The following is an 18,128-nucleotide window of genomic DNA, read 5'->3' on the forward strand; positions in this document are numbered from 1 at the left end:
GAACCGCCGTATACCGAACGGTACGTACGGTGGTGTGAGAGGTCGGAGGCTAGGCGCCTCCTCCTACTCGATTTATGCAACTAACGGGGCAGTTTAGTTGTAGAGGAGAGCAGTCGCATTTGCTACATAAAGTGTAATAAAAGCTAAAATAATCAACTGAATTGGAAATGGAGTATATGACCATAATAGTATTAAAAAAACTATTAGGGATGATTTCATGATGTATATCTATAATGATTATGGGGGTACACATACGACGTCTTTGGCTGCCGCATATCATTTAAAACAATTACCTCAATCGGAAAGAAAACTAACTTCGGAAGAAATATTAAATGTAAAGTATTTCAATAAATTAACGAAAGAGGATTTTGGAAAGCTAATTTTTCGTGGGACCGATGAAGAGGGCAACTCAGTTTATACGATTGGACATAAAAGAGAGAAACTTGTTGTTCCGGCATTAAAAGAATTGACTTTACTACTAGAAGAGAAATTTCATTTTAACGAAAAAATAGTATTCTCCAATACATCACCAACTGTACCTATTGCTATGTCTATAGGGGGGTATTTATCAAGAGCATTAAAAATTGATTTTATAGGTGTACCATTATTGGTTATAGGTGCCAAACAATGCTGTGATAATATTTTTCGGTTGGTTGAAAATACGAAACAAATAGGGAAAGCAGCGAATGGGGAAGAAGTGATTATATTGGAAAATGAAATATATAAGTAATACTATTTAATGTTTTATCTCTGTTAGTAAAAGATTGCTTAGCCCATAGGAATTCTTTTTTTGAAAATAGTAGGTTGTTAACTTAATGAGGAATTCCATAAATTGGATAAGAAGTAGTAGGATATACATTAAATAACTAAAATGTCGATAGATATATATATATTAAGTCAACAATTGATGTTGGCTTTTTTTTGTTACGCTTCTGGATGAATATATGCAATAGAAGAGGTGGTGCTTGTTCAACCAACGGGTGCGTTAGCTGAAGATCAGAGCTGTATTTAAGGCAGATTTTTCTTTATTCAAACTATTGGGGCAGAATAGTTCAAGTACCATAGTTTATTCGAACTGTGCAACATAATCATTTGGAAATTACTTTGGAATATTTTTTGATTTACTACGAATCCTAATTTTAGGAGGCGAAAAAAATGAAAAAACAAGAAAAATCAAAAAATCTTGGCCAAAAAGCCGATTCAATGAATGCCTTGGATCAAGGGTTAAACTTGTTTCCACAAATAGTTAATAACGCTACTGGTATTGATAAGGGGAACGACGGTAAAATAAATAAAAATGATTAAACTGAACGCCTTTTTTGGGGCGTTTTTCTATCTTTTCAAGTGATTTTCTCCATCCTACTCCATCCTACTCCCTCCTTCACTTGTCAACTCAACAATGAGTCTTATAGAACTATCAGGAGTGTTAGTTGATTAAGGAACACAAAAATGACTAATCCAATTAAATAGTAGAAGGGCATGTTTTGATCAATCCTTTTTCAAAACATGCCCTTCTATTAAAGCTACACCTAACTCCAAAAACCGAACGAATTTTGCCTCTAGTATTTAAAAATTATCAAAAAGCTTAGACTTAATGGTGTTACAGGCTACAGTTAATCCTGCAAATCAAACTGAATATAATCAAGGTTGTAGGAACCTGGCCTTGTGACCTTTACTGTAAATACGTGAGTACCTTTTTTTAGGTAGCGGTACTCCAAATTCTGAAGTTTGAATGCACGTTTGTGAGTTGTATTTTTCAGCTCGATCTCCCCGCTTGTTTCGCCAGCCCAATCCAAGTTGATGGTGCCAGCCGGGGTAGATGCTGCAGAAACTCTGCCGGAGATTTTATATGTTCCTGACTTCTTAATATTCACTTTGTATTTCGCCCACTCGCCATCCATGTTATGGCTTACTGCAATAGCTCCATCGATTTCGCAAACATCAATTGAATCTTGATCGGCTGTATTACAGCGGTTGGCGTCCTGATCAAAATATCCGGTACCTTGTCCACCGCCAAGAGGGTCCTCAGCTTGAACCCGAACTGTACGGTTTCCGGTATCGTACTCCCAGTTTCGCATGTTGCCTCCATTACGCCAGTAATCAATAGCTCCAATATTGTCAGTTTGCACCATATTAACTCCAAGCTTTGTTACTGCCTTCCATCCAAGATTTACATCTCTTAGTGAAGCCTCATCTGTGTATTTTGCAGCAAGGCCATACCACATTACATTCACTAAGACCCTGCTATTTTTCTTGATTTGTTTCACCTTCTCTGGCTGAATCTGCGGATCTGCAAGATCATCAAAGACAATTTCATAACCGACCGGCTGACGGCCCGGGAACGTTCCTACAGTGTTGGCGCTGTCATCAAGGATAATGTGCATATATAGGATTTCTGGATCTTTTGCCATGAATTCGGCTGCTTCTTCAACATTTGGGCTGCCTTTAAACAGACCGTGATCTACTGTGTCGGTTTTAACGAGAACCTCGTACATTTTATCCCGGATCTCCCAGCCCTTATCCAGGTTTACGATTGCACGGTCCTTTACTGCAAGCATGACCTCTTTAAGCGTTGGAATTTTGTGCTTGGTGAGCGCTGCCGTCTTACCTCCGAGACCTTCCTTAAGGCGAAGATTCTTAATTTGAGCCAGTGTGAGGTCAGAAACCTTTCCCTTGCCATTGGTAGTACGATCAACGGTCGTATCGTGCATTAATACAGGTACACCATCAGCCGTTAGCTGGACATCTATTTCTACAATTTCGGCGCCATCTTCAATAGCCTCATTGATTGCTGCAAGCGAGTTCTCGGGATATTCACGCCATTGGCCCCGGTGAGCCAGGATCATGAGTGGTGCATCTTCACTATGGTCGAGCAATTCTGCGTGAATCTGTTCAAAGGACTTGCCTTCTCGGACAGCAATCGGATTAGAAGCGGTTGCTCCTGCTTGCTGTACCGGTACTAAGACAGACGCTATTAACCCTAATAAAAATAATTTTTTTAGCTTCATTATTGTTAATGCTCCTTTCAATTTTTAATCAATTAAAGATTGTTTTAATATTTTCAACCTCCCGACATAGTTATTGGATGCATCCACTTTTACAGTTTCATTATACTTTCACTATGTAATTAAATATTATAACTAGACAATTTTTTACAAATATTCACATAGGTTTTACAAAGTTGCCATTTGCTATCCTTGTTGGTTTAGTCAAAGGATTTAGGAAAACCGAGAGATGTGCAAAAACTATAAGATTTCTAGTGGCCGATGAAACAGATTGAATTACACGTCAGATTATTCATTTTAGAAGGTGGATTTAAAAGTAAATTAAACTAAAAAACGTTTTTGTTCTAGAACCTTTTTGTTGTATTAAATTCCAAGGATTGCACTTAAAACTAGCAGGTTATGATCGGAGCTGTCTTTAAGGCAGATTTTTCTTTATTCCTAATAGAGTTTCAAAGGACAGAGATATATAAGTGGAGAATATTTTATTTATCAAATAAATGGAGGCTAATTTGATGAATGAAAAATTATTAAGGGGACGTATTACTTATATACAAGTTACTGATGTAGAACTTACTTCGGAATGGTATGTAAGTAAATTGGGTGCGGAGTTAAGCTATAGAGATGAAGACAAAGCAATTCTTAAGGTACAATAGGTATCAATGAAGATATTCCTCAAAATATGAGGATCAGTTAAAAACGATTCAAACAAGAGCAGCTCAAAATGAAAAATTCAAAGATACTGGTGTGGGGATATAAAACCGGTATAACAATTCTCATACTGCAGCCAGTGTTTAGAGAATGGATGCGCATAATGAAGGTAAAGGTGGAACACTTTTTAGTTACTTGGGTATAAGTCTTTACTGTAGTATCAAGATAAGGAGTATTTATGACATATACACAACAAATTTTTTTAATAATGATGATTATATTAAGCATATTTTATTCTCTAAAGTATGCTAAAAAAGATGCTCCTAAGAGGTCAATGTCTATTATGTTATTGTTCTTATTAGTAACGGTTACTTTAATATCTATTATAACTTTCACTATACTTTTATAGATTGAAAGTAAGTTAGGATTGTTGAGCCGAAGGAACTTCAAAGTGCCATTTTGCTATGGGGGTCGGATGCTTAGGCATCATATGAACATTTGGATGCAAAACTGGTTAACACAACACCTATTTCCAAACACCACCAAGTTAGTGAAAACCAGAATTCGACCAAAATCGGTCAAGTTCTGGTTTTTTTGTTTGAGAAAGGGGGGATCCGAAATGGGAAAAAATAAAAGGACAAATACTGATGATTTGCAAGCATTTGTCCTCTTGTTTTTAAATTGTTTATTTTTCTCATTTAATGAAGGCTATATGATTCAATGTGTTTATCCGAGGGCTCACTTTTTTGTTCCTCCTGATGTTCCATAATCTTTAATTGTTAATTTTACATTGTAGTTGATCGGAATTTCACTAAATGTTTGGTCCCAATCCTTTTTGACCTTCATCCATAATTTGGGGTTCTTGATTCTCAAGCGATTTCCGAAGCCAGCGACGTCCACTCGATATTCTTTTTGCATTTTTTCTAATGAATTCCTTACCAAGCGTTTCACTTCTTTTTCCGCTGATTTTTCCGCTTTTTTTAGAAATTCATTTTTAAAGGGATCTCCCGAAACCACCCAATTTTCGGCTAGCCTTCCCTCTGATTCAATGTTTACATCAAAAGATATGTTTTTTCCTTTAACTCGAGGTTTAATCGTGCTTTTCATGGTCTCCACTTCATACACCATAAGCTGACCAGTCTTCTTATCAAAGCTCTTTACAACACCGCCTTTACCCTTTCCTGTAATCCATGTTACGCCTTCTAGTTCTTCCTCATTCAAAAAGCCCTTCATTTTATGTGTTTTTCCATCGATCACGGAAGCTCCCGCAAATTTGACTTCCCCATTAACTGAGTCTACATTTTGCAGCAAAAAACTGGATTCTGAATGAAGCTTGCTTTCTAATTTAAAAAGCGGCATAGGAGGCAAAATCCTCGATGTTCGAAAGGTATTATCTAAAATGCCAACCAGCCGAAACGCTGGAATTTCCCCTGCTGTCTTTGTTTCCAGTGTGCTCTTTGCTCTTCCTTTACTAATGAGCACAACACAGCTTGGTCTAAAATCGTTATCACGAAGATTTTCATCGAGTAATTGTTCCAAATCATACGATTTTGCAAGACTTTCACTGATAACAATCACTTTCATGTGGTGACTGGTTAATGCCTGTTCCCTTTCTAATGAAAATTCACGAATCATTTGAAGGACGGAATCCCCAGTTTGAGAAATATTAATATAAGATTTTTGTGAGGGGCCTGATTGTTTTGTGCTGGAACTTGCTACTTGTGGAGTGATGATTTGAAAGGTTGAGGTAATCAGGTCCTTTTTTGTATAACCCTCCCCTTTTTTGCTTAACTCTTTCTCAATTTTGGACTTCAAGCCTTTATCAAATGCCAAACCTATGCCTAAACTTTGCTCTTCAATTTCATGACTGCTCCAACATCCTGTAAGGGATACGAACAATAGAACGGAGAGGGAAATGAAGAGGGGCCGTATTTTGCTATGTGGTTGTTTCATATTTTCCTCCCTTTACTTTTTGAATAATAAGCAGGAGAAGCGGGAGTAAACCAAATAAATACAATGCGTAATTGCCGACGAAATCTCCAAGTTTAAAGATGTCATTCATATTTTTTGGAATCATGGAAATGATGTATAAAACCGGAAGCAAGGCAAACATAAAAGGGTGAATGTTCTTTTTTGAAAGTTGAGCTAGCCCTAAAGAAGCTGCATAGTATGTAATGGTGAATGTGGCAAATATTTGCATGATCCATACCACGAGCAATAAAGATTCAAACCGTTCAAAGATCAAACCTGAGACCTCAAAACTGCGTATAAGATCAAGTGTCGGCCATGTTCTTGTGACCACTCCTTCAATAGATAATGCCCCGATAACCATTACGACCGTTACCACGTAAAAAATCAATGGAATGAAAATTCCAACAAGCATGGCTTTTACTGCTTTTTTGGGCTGATTCATAAACGGAACAAGCAGTAACATGACTTCAGGTCCTGTAAAAGCTAGAGCCGTCGTTTTTACTCCTTTTAGTACAGGGATGACTCCTTCCCCTAGTACAGGACGCAGATTATCAATCTCAAATATTTTAATGCTCATGAAGGCAACGACCAAAAAAAGGATCACCGTCAAAGGTAATATAATTTCAAAAAGACGGGCAATCGGGTTAAGGCCGCCGATGACCAGATAGAGACTTACCCACATGAAAATCATCGAAATTGCCCATGTAGGGGTGCCTTCAAGAAGCAAATACTTTATTACTTCCGCCATAGAACGGAGCTGAAACCCGCAAGTAATAAGGAAATAACATATTAAAGCTAAACTGAGTAATTTGCCTAACCATTTTCCCACAATTTCATTGCTGTATTGATAAAAGGTTTTTTCGGGAAACTGTTGGCTTAATTTGACGATGATCACCCCCGCGATTATGGCAATAACCCCTCCTAAAATAACGCTTATCCATGCATCTGGTGTCTGCACCTTCTCAGTGGCTGCTCTGGGCAGGGTGAGTAATCCTGTACCAAGTATAAAGTTTATGACTATGACCGCTACTTGAGGAGTTGTAATTTGGTCTTTCGGACTGAGATTCATTATTTAATCACCCTTCACCGTATGTTATCTTTTACGCATAGGATTTTTCGTATGCATCATCTTTGGCCGGCTTTTCATCATCATAATTGGCATGCGAACCATCAAGTCTTTCCACTCACTTAAGCGATAAGGAACGGCTGGACTCAAATAAGGCACACCAAAGCTTTTTAATTTCACTAAATGGCTGGCCATGAAAAGAAAAAAGAGAATGACTCCGTATAATCCTAATGTGGCAGCACACAACATAGATGGAAAACGAAGTATCCGAAATGTAAACCCTGTACTATATTGAGGAATAGCAAATGATGAAATGGCAGTTAACGAGACTACAATCACCAAAACAGGGCTAACAATTCCTGCCTGTACAGCAGCTTCCCCAATGATTAATCCGCCGACAATCCCCATTGCAGGACCAATTGGCTTAGGTAAGCGCAGGCCTGCTTCCCTCAAAATTTCGATGGATATTTCCATAAATAATGCTTCGATAAGTGCCGGAAAAGGAACGGTTGCTCTCGTTCCTATAATGGATATGGCCAGTTTGGTCGGAATTAACCCTGAATGAAATGAGATGAAAGCTATATACATAGACGGTGTAAACAGGGCTAGAAAGGCTGCGAGATAACGAAGCATACGCATGAATGTGCCAGGAATCCATCTTTCATAATAGTCTTCCGGTGATTGTAACATCATGCTTAAGGTAACTGGAGCAATCAAAGCAAATGGCGTCCCATCCAATAAGATGGCCACCCGGCCTTCCAACAAAGCAGCGATTACGCGATCAGGACGTTCTGTATTCTGTATCTGCGGAAAAGGACTTAGGTAATTATCTTCGATGAGTTGCTCTACATAACCTGATTCTGGCACATTGTCAATATTAATTCTCTTAATTCGATTTTCTACTTCTTGAACTAATTCGGGATCAACAATATCTTTTATGTAAGCGACAACCAAGTCTTTTTTCGAACGCTTTCCTACTTGGAATTTTACTAACGATAAATTTTCGTTTTCACCACTTCCCCTTAAAAAAGATGTATTATCACTCAAAGATTCAGTGAAACCGACCCGTGGACCCCTGACTAATGCCTCTGATACCGGCTCTTCAATCGTCCTTGTTTTAGGTTTTGTTGTTCCGAGGATTAGCGGTTCAGGCAATCCATCAATTAAAAGAGCGGTAGAACCTGTTAATACTTTTGATGCTAACCCTTTAATGGAATCGACCACTTCTACTTCACTGATAGTTAACACTTCATTTTTTATAAATTCTTTTGACATGCTTCCTTTGATGTAAGGAAGGCCCTGTTTGTATTCTGCTGAAAAATCAACCATTAATGATGGCATGATATTTTTATCAATGAGTTCTTTATCTGATAGTCCATCCACAAAAATGATAATTGACCGAATACCGGTACGTCCTATATTAAATTCTCGAAAATGCACATCCCAATTATGGCCAATTTCTTGCTTAACTAGTTCTAGATTTAATACAAAATTATCTGAAAAATGATCAGTTGAATCTTGGGAGGTACATTCTTTTTGTTTGTCATTATTAGTAACTTTTCCTTTTTTACTGATCTTTGATATCCACTCTTTCATTATCATCACTCATCCTTTGAGTTGCGAAGCCGATTTAACAATTTGGAGAATAAATACGGAATAAATAAAACTATAAAAGCTTGTATAAAAACCTGCCATTCTGGCAGGTAGGAAACAATCGTTTTCCACATTATCATCACCCTATACTTGCCTCATATCAGCAGCTGAATTCTTTTAAATTCCTTTATTTCTCAAATAGTATGATGTTCTTACACGTTTCTTATGCAAGAAAGTTAAAAGCAAAAGCCTATTTCTATCCCCCTTTATATTTGGTACTAGCCTTGATGTACTTAACTTTGACATTTGCCCGTGTATCGATGGGAAGGCCCGAGTGTAAAAATGATGTGGATAATTTTGGTCAATTATTGCTTTTCCTCCTACATTGGGCTTATGCTCATAATTGAAATGTAATTTTAAAGATTCAGATACCAAATTGAAATTATGTTTGAAATAATATATACTGAAAATTGGGAATTGTTAGTAAGTAGTATCCTTAACCATTAACGACTACGTGATAAAAAAAATTGCAAAATAAAGACGTTCAAGAATAAAATAATCCAATCGCAACCCTTGTACCGGAACGGAAAGGAAAAGTAATTACCGTTTTGTGGGAATGTGAATCCTGGAAATAGAACGGAAGTAAAGAATTCTCCCTCATTAATCGAAACATTCCTTAAACTTATTAAATCCAGTTTATTTCTTTCGACATTAGTCAAAGGGTAAAGTTGTTCGTTTCTTGTTTTCTAAGTACGATTACAAAGGGGGAAAAGGATGAATATATGGACAAGCTGCACACTAAGTTCAATCCTGGCACTCTCATTACTTGCACCTTCCGTGTCATTTGCTAAAGAAAATGCAAATCAGGAAGTTCCTGTGAGTAAGGAAACTGCCAGCCAGTATCCTGTGTTAACGAAAGCAAAAAAAACAGAAGAAGCGGGCTTTTCATCTGAAAAGCTGGAAAAGGTGGATCGGCTGATTGAAATGGAAGTGGCTGCCGGTTTCCCTGGTGCTGCCCTGATTGTCATAAAGGACGGTAAGATCGTTAAAAATGAATGCTATGGGTACAAACAGAAATTTAATGGATATACGCCACTTAAAAAGTTTCAGAAAATGGACAAGGACACTTTATTTGACCTTGCTTCAAACACGAAAATGTATGCAACTAATTTTGCTATTCAGAAATTAGTCAGTGAAGGCAAGTTGAATATCCATGCAAGAGTTCAGCAATACATTCCTGAATTCAAAGACATGGAAGCGGATGTGATCAAAGGAAAGGATACTCTGAGGATTATTGATGTGCTTCATCATACAGCGGGTTTTAGACCAGATCCGCAATACCATAATCCAAAGGTTTCGAAAGACCTTTTTTCACAGGAACGGGATAAGACCATTGAGTTCATATCTAAAACACCGCTGACATATGTACCTGGAACACAGAATGTATACAGTGATGTCGACTATATGCTGCTCGGAGCCATTGTTGAAAAAATCACGGGTCAGCAGCTTGACACCTATGTTGAAAATGAATTGTACAGGCCGCTTAGTTTGAAAAATACAAAGTTCAACCCCCTTCAAAAAGGCTTTAAGCCAAAGGATGTTGCTGCAACTGAATTGCTTGGGAACACGCGGGATGGCGTGATTGATTTTCCTAACGTTCGCACATACACACTTCAAGGTGAAGTTCATGATGAAAAAGCCTTTTATTCGATGGGAGGCATTTCGGGTCATGCAGGTCTGTTCTCGACTACAAGCGATCTCGCTGTCCTCCTGCAAGTGATGCTGAATGGCGGGGGTTACGGTAAACATAAGTTGTTTGATCAAGAAACAATCGATGAATTCGTCGCACCTTCCGAAATGAATCCTACTTACGGTCTTGGGTGGAGGCGAAATGGCGATGCTAGCATGGAGTGGATGTTCAGCCCTTATGCGAGTGACAGTGCTTACGGACATACTGGATGGACTGGGACGGTCACGATCATAGATCCTGAATTAGATTTAGGGATTGTTCTACTTACAAATAAAAAGCATTCCCCGCTCGTTAACCCTGTAGCCAATTCCAATCAGTTTTTCGGTGACCTCTTCAAAACAGGAAGCTATGGAAGTGTTGTAACTGCGATTTATGATGCATTGGAAACGAAGGAATAAGAGGCAATATGTTTCGTAGGGAAGTCAATTTGGCAGTCGGGATATCAGGGTCACCAAGTTGACTATGTATGTGGTACACAGTCTTAAATCTTAAATAATATTTTTGGAGGACATAATGAAAGTCAGGCTACTAACTCCATCTGATGCTGAAAGTTATTGGGCATTAAGAATAGAAGGATTAAAAAACTATCCAGAAGCATTCGCAACAAGCTACGAGGAAGCTATAAATAAGGAGAATCCAATAGAGCAGGTTGCTAATAATTTAAAAACCAAAGGGAATTTTACCTTTGGGGCATTTGATGAATATGAGGAACTCATTGGTGTAGTTACCTTAATTCAGGAACAGCACAAAAAACTGCAACATAGGGCAAATATTTTTGCTATGTATGTAACTTCGAAGAAAAGTGGATTGGGTGTTGGAAAAACATTATTAACAGAAGCTATAAATAAAGCGAAAGAAATAGATGATGTCGAGAAAATAAATTTGACTGTAGTAACAAGTAATCAAAAAGCCAAAAACCTTTACGCAAACTTAGGTTTCAAGGTTTTTGGCTTTGAGGAAAAAGCTTTAAAAGTAAATGGTGTCTATTATGACGAAGAACATATGGTTCTATGTTTAGAAAAATAAAGTGTCATCTTCAACTACGGGTGCGTTAATAACAAGACTTATTTTTTACACCGTTCAGTCTGAACTGTGATTTTTAGTTTTTATAAATGTGGCCAAGTGCGACACATTGGCGCCTGTCAACGGTACCGGACCGAGGGAGGATAAGGAGTACTCACTTCATCAAGATCCTCTTGGTGTCCTCAAAAGGCAAGCGGGGAACCACCGTTTGATGCTGTACCACCACCGCCTAAAAGCGCTTATCAAAGCTAGCGTTTTCGATGTAGTTAGGGGTGATGAACATTAGCCCCAAAAAGAAATGTTAAAACAAATAAAAAAATATGTTGACCGAACAGACTGTATCCGCTTACAATAATATTTAGTTATTAGTCTATTTAGAAAATTTTAAAAAGAGGTACCTGCATGACAAAGGAATTCGACAAAAGAATCGGGCGCCATGCAATCATGTACGCGTTTGCGGACGAAGAGGAAGAAGTCATATTGACGAATGATCTAAAGCGGATGGATTGGCTTTATGGAAAAGGTAAAGTCGGTTCAATGGAGCTGCAGAAAATAGTTGCGGCCATTGAGACATCAGCTAAAAGACTTGGATTAGTCAATCCCGATATGTATCGGGAAATGCATGCGCTGTATCATGCGATCATCGAAGCACTCCAAGGCGTGACACGGGGCCAAGTCGAGCTTGGCGGTCTTTTGAGGACTGCGGGCCTTCGGTTTGCAATCGTTCGGGGCAGGCCGTTTAAAAGCGGGGACGAAGGTGAATGGATTGCTGTCGCCGTGTATGGAACGATTGGAGCACCGGTTCGGGGATTTGAACATGAAGCCGTTGGTTTGGGAATTAACCACATTTAAATAATTAAAAGCCTATAGTTATTTAGTGAAATAGGGGGCTGTATTGTAGACTGGATAAGTCTGTCAATATGGCCTCCTTTTGTTTGTTTAAAAAAAGAATAGGGGTGCAGGAAATGATTATGTTAACGGGCCAAACTTTAACGATTGAAGAAGCGAAAAAAGTATTATATGGGGAAGCATTTGTCTCTGCTTCAGCCGAGAGTGTTAAGAAAGTGGAAAAAAGCCGGGAAGCGGTTGAGAATATCGTGAAACAAAAGAAAGTCGTCTACGGAATTACAACAGGATTCGGGAAGTTCAGCGATGTTTTGATTGATGCAGAGGACGCAGAGCAGCTACAGTGGAATTTGATTCATTCTCATGCATGCGGAGTCGGGGAACCGTTTCCTGAGGTGGTTTCGAGAGCTATGGTCCTTCTCCGTGCCAATGCACTATTGAAAGGGTTCTCAGGCGTCCGTCCTGTTGTCATTGAACGTCTGATCGATCTTTTGAATGCTCATATCCATCCGGTCATCCCTCAGCAAGGTTCTCTTGGAGCAAGTGGGGACTTGGCGCCTCTTTCCCATTTGGCGCTAGTATTGATGGGAGAAGGGGAAGTGTTTTATAAAGGAGAGCGAATGGAGGCCATCGTAGCTTTATCGAAAGAAGGCATTCTTCCGGTGACACTTAAAGCAAAAGAAGGTCTTGCATTAATTAACGGAACACAGGCCATGACGGGGATGGGGCTCGTCAATTACATTGAAGCCGAACAGCTGGCCCATCAAACTGAAGCGATTGCTTCACTGACTTTAGAAGGATTACGCGGTATTGAAGATGCCTTTGATCGGGATGTTCATTTAGCACGCGGTTACCGCCAGCAAACAGAGGTCGCGGAAAGGATTAGCCGCATGATCAACGGCAGCCAGCTCATCACCAAGCAAGGAGAACTGCGGGTACAGGATGCTTATTCGCTTCGCTGCATTCCGCAAGTGCATGGTGCTTCATGGCAAACTCTTGATTATGTAAAAGAAAAATTGGAGATCGAAATGAATGCTGCGACGGATAATCCGCTTATTTTTGACGATGGGGAAAAGGTTATTTCAGGGGGGAACTTCCATGGCCAGCCGATAGCATTTGCGATGGACTTCATGAAAATCGCTGTTGCCGAGCTTGCGAATATTTCAGAGCGCCGCATTGAGCGACTCGTCAATCCTCAGCTGAATGACTTACCGCCATTCTTAAGTCCGTCACCTGGCTTGCAGTCTGGAGCGATGATCATGCAATATTGTGCAGCTTCACTCGTCTCTGAAAATAAAACACTTGCACATCCTGCAAGCGTGGATTCCATTCCATCTTCAGCGAACCAGGAAGATCATGTAAGCATGGGAACGATTGGATCCCGACACGCACATCAAATCATTCAAAACGTTCGCCGCGTTTTGGCGATTGAGCTCATTTGTGCCCTGCAAGCGGTGGAATACCGTGGAATAGAAAAGATGGCTCCGTTTACAAAAGAGTTTTATACGGAAGCAAGAAAGCTCATTCCAAGCATTACGCAAGACCGTATCTTTTCAAAAGATATTGAAGCAACGGCAAGCTGGTTACATCAAATCGATTGGAATTCATTTATTAATAGGAGTTTACCTACAACATAATATGATGATGCTAAATCACCGAATCTTTAAAAATTCGGTGATTCTTTTAAAAAACGTTAGGCATATAAGCCCTTTGACTTGAGTTTTTAAGCCTAGCATAGTTGCGGAAATGCTACTTAGATCCCTAAAATTCCAAAAAAGGTCTTAGCATAAGAAAAAATGACTTTAAAAAAGTGAAAATTGCAAAAAGTAACTATTGATGAATGATCCACTTTACTTATTCGTGCTAGATTAAATATGCATTTTTGGAGGGGAACCCAATTTGGAAAATAGGCAATTGCAGCCGTTTGATAAAGATGAGCAAAACCAGCCGTCAAATACTTTACAAAGAAAGCTAAAAGCGCGCCACCTTACGATGATTTCGTTGGGCGGTGCAATTGGAACAGGGCTTTTTCTCGGCAGCGGGCCGGCGATTCACTCTGCAGGACCTGGCGGGGCTTTGGTAGCTTATACCGTTATCGGTATCATGGTTTATTTTATTATGACAAGTCTCGGAGAACTGGCATCATTTATGCCAATCAGCGGAGCCTTTAGTACCTATGCTACGCGTTTCATCGATCCGGCACTAGGGTTTGCACTTGGTTGGAACTATTGGTTCACCTGGGCGATGACGCTTGCGGCGGAACTATCTGCCGCAACGATGGTTATGAAGTTTTGGTTTCCTCACAGCCCGTCATTCTTATGGAGTTCTTTGTTTTTAGTTTTGATATTCTTATTGAATTACGTATCAGTTAAAGGATATGGAGAAGGGGAATATTGGTTTTCGCTCATTAAAGTGGCGACCATCATCATTTTTATCGTTGTCGGAATATTGATGATATTCGGGATCATGAACGGAGAGGCGATTGGTTTTAAAAACTTCACAGTTGGTGACGCTCCGTTTGCCGGTGGCTTTTTGGCAACATTGGGTATTTTCATTGCTGCTGGTTTCTCTTTTCAAGGGACAGAAATAGTCGGTGTGGCAGCCGGTGAAAGTGAAGACCCGGCAAAAAATGTACCTCGTGCAGTTCGTAGCATCTTTTGGAGGATCTTCCTTTTTTACATCCTAGCGATACTTGTTATTGGACTGATCGTTCCTTATACGAATGGCAGCCTGCAGGGACACACGATCATGGTTAGCCCGTTTACGATGGTGTTTGAAAAAGTGGGACTGGCATTTGCTGCTTCCGTCATGAATGCCATCATCTTAACGGCTGTATTATCTGCTGGTAATTCAAGTCTTTACGTGACAAGCCGAATGTTGTACTCAATGGCAAATGAAGGGCTAGCACCGCGGATTTTTGGGAAGCTCAACAAGCGCGGCGTTCCCATTTGGGGACTGATTGTGACCTCACTTGTTGGGATGCTTGCATTTTTTGCTTCCGTTTTCGGTGATGGAGTTATCTATATTTGGCTGATGAATGCAGTTGGGGTCACTGGATTTATATTCTGGCTAGGTATAGCGGCGAGCCATTACCGCTTTAGAAAAGCATACATTGCTCAAGGGTATTCACTGGACGATCTTCCCTATCTATCAAAATGGTTTCCTTTCGGACCGATATTTTCCTTTGCCCTTTGTTTTTTCGTTTTAATGGCGCAAAACTATCAAGCCTTTCTTGGAGATACCATTAATTGGGCAAGTGTGGTTGCTACCTATATTGGCATCCCATTTTTTCTGGTAATGTGGCTTGGGTATAAGTTTGTTAAGAAAACAAAAGTAATTCCGCTAGAGGAATGCAAGATTGATTTTGATGAACACAGGAATGCAAAATAAACATAAGACTTCTTTAATAATTTTAACTTTCTTTGTTAAGAATTTAGCAGCCTTGAAATGACAAGGTTCCTTACCGCCAAATAAACAAAATTTGAATGATGCCAGTTGATTGAGCCGAGGTAACTGTTGGAGATGGTTGAATCAATACGGACAATATCAATTTCATTTAAATGATATCCCTTTTTTATCCCCTACAGGTAGATTATTAAGTACATTTAATAATCTACCTGTAGGGGAATTTTTTTTATTGGCGAAAAGGGACAAACATATTAAACGTGAAGTGGTTCGATTAAATTTGGGGGAGGTTCATTGAGTTTATGCTTTTTTAAGTAGGCAAGAGATTTCCATATAGCCTAATTTGTAAAACAGAGATAAGCCCTGCCAAAAGGGTTTGGGGGGGTATTTGGCATGGCCATGAATAATGTAACAAAAAGATAAGAAATAATTCAGGTGTAATTGGGGAGGAAAGACATGGGCACTATAATTTACATTACAAAATGTTGAGTCTAACAATCTATATCAAATGTTCTATGAACATGTTGGGAAATAATTGTTCATCTTCTTATTAAAAGCTCTTTTCGTAAAGATTGTGTTTTAAAACCGAAACTATTTAAGGTTGATTGGAGCGGAAGTGCGAGACTCCTGCGGGAGCAGCGGGACAGGTGAGACCCCACAGGCGTTTACGCCGAGGAGGCTCACCGCCCGCACCAAGGAAAGCGAGCATCTGGAGGGGAAATCAACCACAACTCACTACCTGGTAAATAGCAACAAAGTATGTGAAAACAGCCTATTTAAATGTCCTTTCTTCCATAAACTCACCGATTTTTCGGAACTTATCAAAACGTTGTTGGCGTAGATTGCCTTTATCTAATTGACCAAGTTCTTGCAATGCTTTTCGTAAGGTTTCTTTGATAAAGTGCGATTGAAGTGGGATGTCAATATGTGCTCCTCCTACAGGCTCTTTGATGATCTCATCAATCACCCCTAGTTCCATCAAGTCCTTAGCCGTAATTTTCAATGCCTCAGCTGCTCGTTTTGCTTGTGTGGCATCCTTCCATAACAATGCTGCTGCTCCTTCAGGTGAAATAACCGAATAAAATGTGTTTTCTAGCATGTAGATTCGATTGCCTATTCCTAGAGCCAATGCACCACCACTCCCACCTTCACCAACTACAAAACAGATGATGGGCACTCCAAAACTTGCCATTTCACGAAGATTGAGGGCGATAGCTTGTGATTGTCCGCGTTCTTCGGCTTCACGACCTGGGAAGGCCCCTGCCGTATTGATAAATGTTACGATGGGGCGATTGAACTTATTAGCTTGTTGCATAATTCTTAGGGCTTTTCTGTAGCCTTCAGGTTGTGACATGCCAAAACGACGATAGATATTGTCTTTAGTATTTTTACCTTTTTGATTTCCTAAAACAGTTATAGGCATTCCTTCGAAGGTAGCTATTCCTGAAACCAATGCAGGATCTTCCCCATAAAGTCTGTCACCATGAAGTTCAATAAAGTCTTCAAAAATATGGTGGATAAAATCTAAAGTAGTAGGGCGTTGTTGAATTCTGGATAGTTGAATTTTATCCCAAACTTCCATATTCTCATTAAGGTGAATTTTGATTTCATTGACTCTTTGCTCAAGATTATTTATTACTTCGTTAAGGTCAAGATTATGCTTTGCAGACACCTCTTTCAATTCAGCAATTTGATTTTCCAGTTGTTTTAAAACTTGCAAATTCATCGTTTAAAACACTCCCTGAAATCGAGATGATGGATTTTTAAAATGGTTGTTAATGTTTGTTTTAATTCACTCCTATTTACAACCATATCCAGTTGCCCATGTTCTAATAAAAATTCAGAGGTTTGGAAATTTTCTGGAAGTTCTTCTCTTATCGTCTGTTCAATTATGCGTCTTCCTGCAAAGCCAATTAAAGCTTGCGGTTCGGCAATATTGATATCACCTAACGAAGCGAAGCTAGCAGAAACTCCACCCGTTGTAGGATTCGTTAAAACGGATACGAAAAGGATTTTTTCGTAGTTTAGTTGTTCTAAAGCGACACTCGTTTTTGCCATCTGCATGAGACTAAGAATTCCTTCTTGCATGCGAGCTCCGCCGCTTGCCGAAAACAATATAAATGGTTTTCGTGTTTTTAATGATTCCTCAATGGCTCTTGTTATTTTTTCACCGACTGCTGAGCCCATACTTCCCATACGGAAACGAGAATCCATGACACCAATCACAACCGGATAACCACCAATGGAAGCTTCCCCGGTAATAACCGCATCATTTAATGCAGTCTTATTTTTATCAGAAATTAATTTATCTTTATATTCAGGGAACTTCAGCGGGTCAACGGAAATTAAACTTTTATTGAATTCCGAAAATGAACCACTATCTGTAACCATTGAAATGCGGTCATAAGCTGTAACCGGGTAGTGATATTGGCATTTCGGACATACATTCAATTCTACTTTCATAAGAGATTCATCATAAGTTTCCCCGCATGATTTACAAGTAAAAGGTATTGGAGTAAGGCTTTTGTCTATTTCATTTGATTCTATTTTTTCTCTCTTTAATGGGTAAATCTCCATCAATCCTCCCTTGGTAAGACAGCTTTATTACAAGTTACGCTCACCGTTGTGTTTTTTAGCTTTTCATTAAAAAGTTTTATAAAATCAGCAATCACCCTAGAGTGGGACTTCATTATAAAAAATTATCTATTCCTGTATGAATGCATGTTTACTTGGAAAATCAAAAGCTTACGATTTTATCGACGGGAAATACATAGGCTTGTATACAAACCGAGTATATAAACATCAAAAACTACTTATCTTC

Annotated in this window: 13 protein-coding genes and 1 pseudogene; 8 read left to right on the plus strand and 6 right to left on the minus strand. The window is 39.2% G+C overall.

All coding sequences use genetic code 11. From position 1 onward, the window contains the following. Positions 1-217: 217 nt before the first annotated feature. Positions 218-730 (plus strand): DUF3189 family protein, encoded by a 513-nt coding sequence (locus tag SB775_RS20570; protein WP_410863071.1) that lies wholly within the window; start codon positions 218-220, stop codon positions 728-730. Positions 731-1,155: 425 nt separating this feature from the next. Continuing rightward, entirely contained in the window at positions 1,156-1,305 is a 150-nt protein-coding gene (locus tag SB775_RS20575; protein ID WP_167555960.1) for a hypothetical protein, read from the plus strand. Between the two features lie 308 nt (positions 1,306-1,613). Here the strand turns inward: SB775_RS20575 and SB775_RS20580 are convergent, their stop codons facing one another. Continuing rightward, the gene (locus SB775_RS20580) at positions 1,614-2,846 is read right to left on the minus strand and encodes a glycerophosphodiester phosphodiesterase family protein (protein ID WP_410863072.1); all 1,233 of its coding nucleotides are present in this window, start codon (positions 2,844-2,846) and stop codon (positions 1,614-1,616) included. Positions 2,847-3,517: 671 nt separating this feature from the next. On the opposite strand from SB775_RS20580, the pseudogene SB775_RS20585 reads away from it, so the two are divergent. Further along, positions 3,518-3,646, plus strand: a pseudogene (locus SB775_RS20585) (VOC family protein); the annotation flags it as partial. A gap of 745 nt (positions 3,647-4,391) precedes the next feature. Here SB775_RS20585 and SB775_RS20590 read toward each other — a convergent pair. The 3 genes from SB775_RS20590 to SB775_RS20600 are packed head-to-tail and all read right to left on the minus strand — an operon-like array spanning position 4,392 to position 8,286. After that, positions 4,392-5,606, minus strand: coding sequence for a Ger(x)C family spore germination protein (locus SB775_RS20590; RefSeq protein WP_410863073.1), 1,215 nt, complete (start codon positions 5,604-5,606; stop codon positions 4,392-4,394). After that, a complete protein-coding gene (locus SB775_RS20595) occupies positions 5,590-6,693 on the minus strand; it encodes a spore germination protein (protein ID WP_410863075.1) in 1,104 nt (367 codons plus the stop codon). The genes SB775_RS20590 and SB775_RS20595 overlap by 17 nt, the downstream gene beginning before the upstream one ends. Positions 6,694-6,717: 24 nt before the next feature. Next, a complete protein-coding gene (locus SB775_RS20600) occupies positions 6,718-8,286 on the minus strand; it encodes a spore germination protein (RefSeq protein ID WP_410863077.1) in 1,569 nt (522 codons plus the stop codon). Between the two features lie 771 nt (positions 8,287-9,057). Here SB775_RS20600 and pbp4b point away from each other — a divergent pair. The 5 genes from pbp4b (at position 9,058) to SB775_RS20625 (ending at position 15,292) form a co-directional block, all read left to right on the plus strand. After that, the gene (gene pbp4b / locus SB775_RS20605; RefSeq protein ID WP_410863078.1) at positions 9,058-10,431 is read left to right on the plus strand and encodes a penicillin binding protein PBP4B; all 1,374 of its coding nucleotides are present in this window, start codon (positions 9,058-9,060) and stop codon (positions 10,429-10,431) included. A gap of 115 nt (positions 10,432-10,546) precedes the next feature. After that, on the plus strand, positions 10,547-11,059 hold the full coding sequence (locus SB775_RS20610; protein WP_317778175.1) for a GNAT family N-acetyltransferase: 513 nt from the start codon (positions 10,547-10,549) through the stop codon (positions 11,057-11,059). A 399-nt stretch (positions 11,060-11,458) separates the two neighbouring features. Beyond that, on the plus strand, positions 11,459-11,908 hold the full coding sequence (hutP, locus tag SB775_RS20615; protein WP_061461237.1) for a histidine utilization transcription antiterminator HutP: 450 nt from the start codon (positions 11,459-11,461) through the stop codon (positions 11,906-11,908). 113 nt (positions 11,909-12,021) lie between these two features. Beyond that, on the plus strand, positions 12,022-13,539 hold the full coding sequence (hutH, locus tag SB775_RS20620; protein WP_061461238.1) for a histidine ammonia-lyase: 1,518 nt from the start codon (positions 12,022-12,024) through the stop codon (positions 13,537-13,539). 355 nt (positions 13,540-13,894) lie between these two features. After that, positions 13,895-15,292 carry an amino acid permease gene (locus SB775_RS20625; protein ID WP_410863109.1) on the plus strand — a complete coding sequence of 466 codons (1,398 nt, stop codon included), beginning with the start codon at positions 13,895-13,897 and terminating at the stop codon, positions 15,290-15,292. Between the two features lie 787 nt (positions 15,293-16,079). Here the strand turns inward: SB775_RS20625 and SB775_RS20630 are convergent. Next, the gene (locus SB775_RS20630; RefSeq protein WP_410863079.1) at positions 16,080-17,033 is read right to left on the minus strand and encodes an acetyl-CoA carboxylase carboxyltransferase subunit alpha; all 954 of its coding nucleotides are present in this window, start codon (positions 17,031-17,033) and stop codon (positions 16,080-16,082) included. Beyond that, positions 17,030-17,884: an acetyl-CoA carboxylase, carboxyltransferase subunit beta gene (gene accD / locus SB775_RS20635; protein ID WP_410863081.1), complete on the minus strand. Its 855-nt coding sequence runs from the start codon at positions 17,882-17,884 to the stop codon at positions 17,030-17,032. Before accD ends, SB775_RS20630 begins: the two co-directional genes overlap by 4 nt. Positions 17,885-18,128 lie beyond the last annotated feature (244 nt).

The organism is Peribacillus sp. SIMBA_075 (assembly GCF_046534585.1).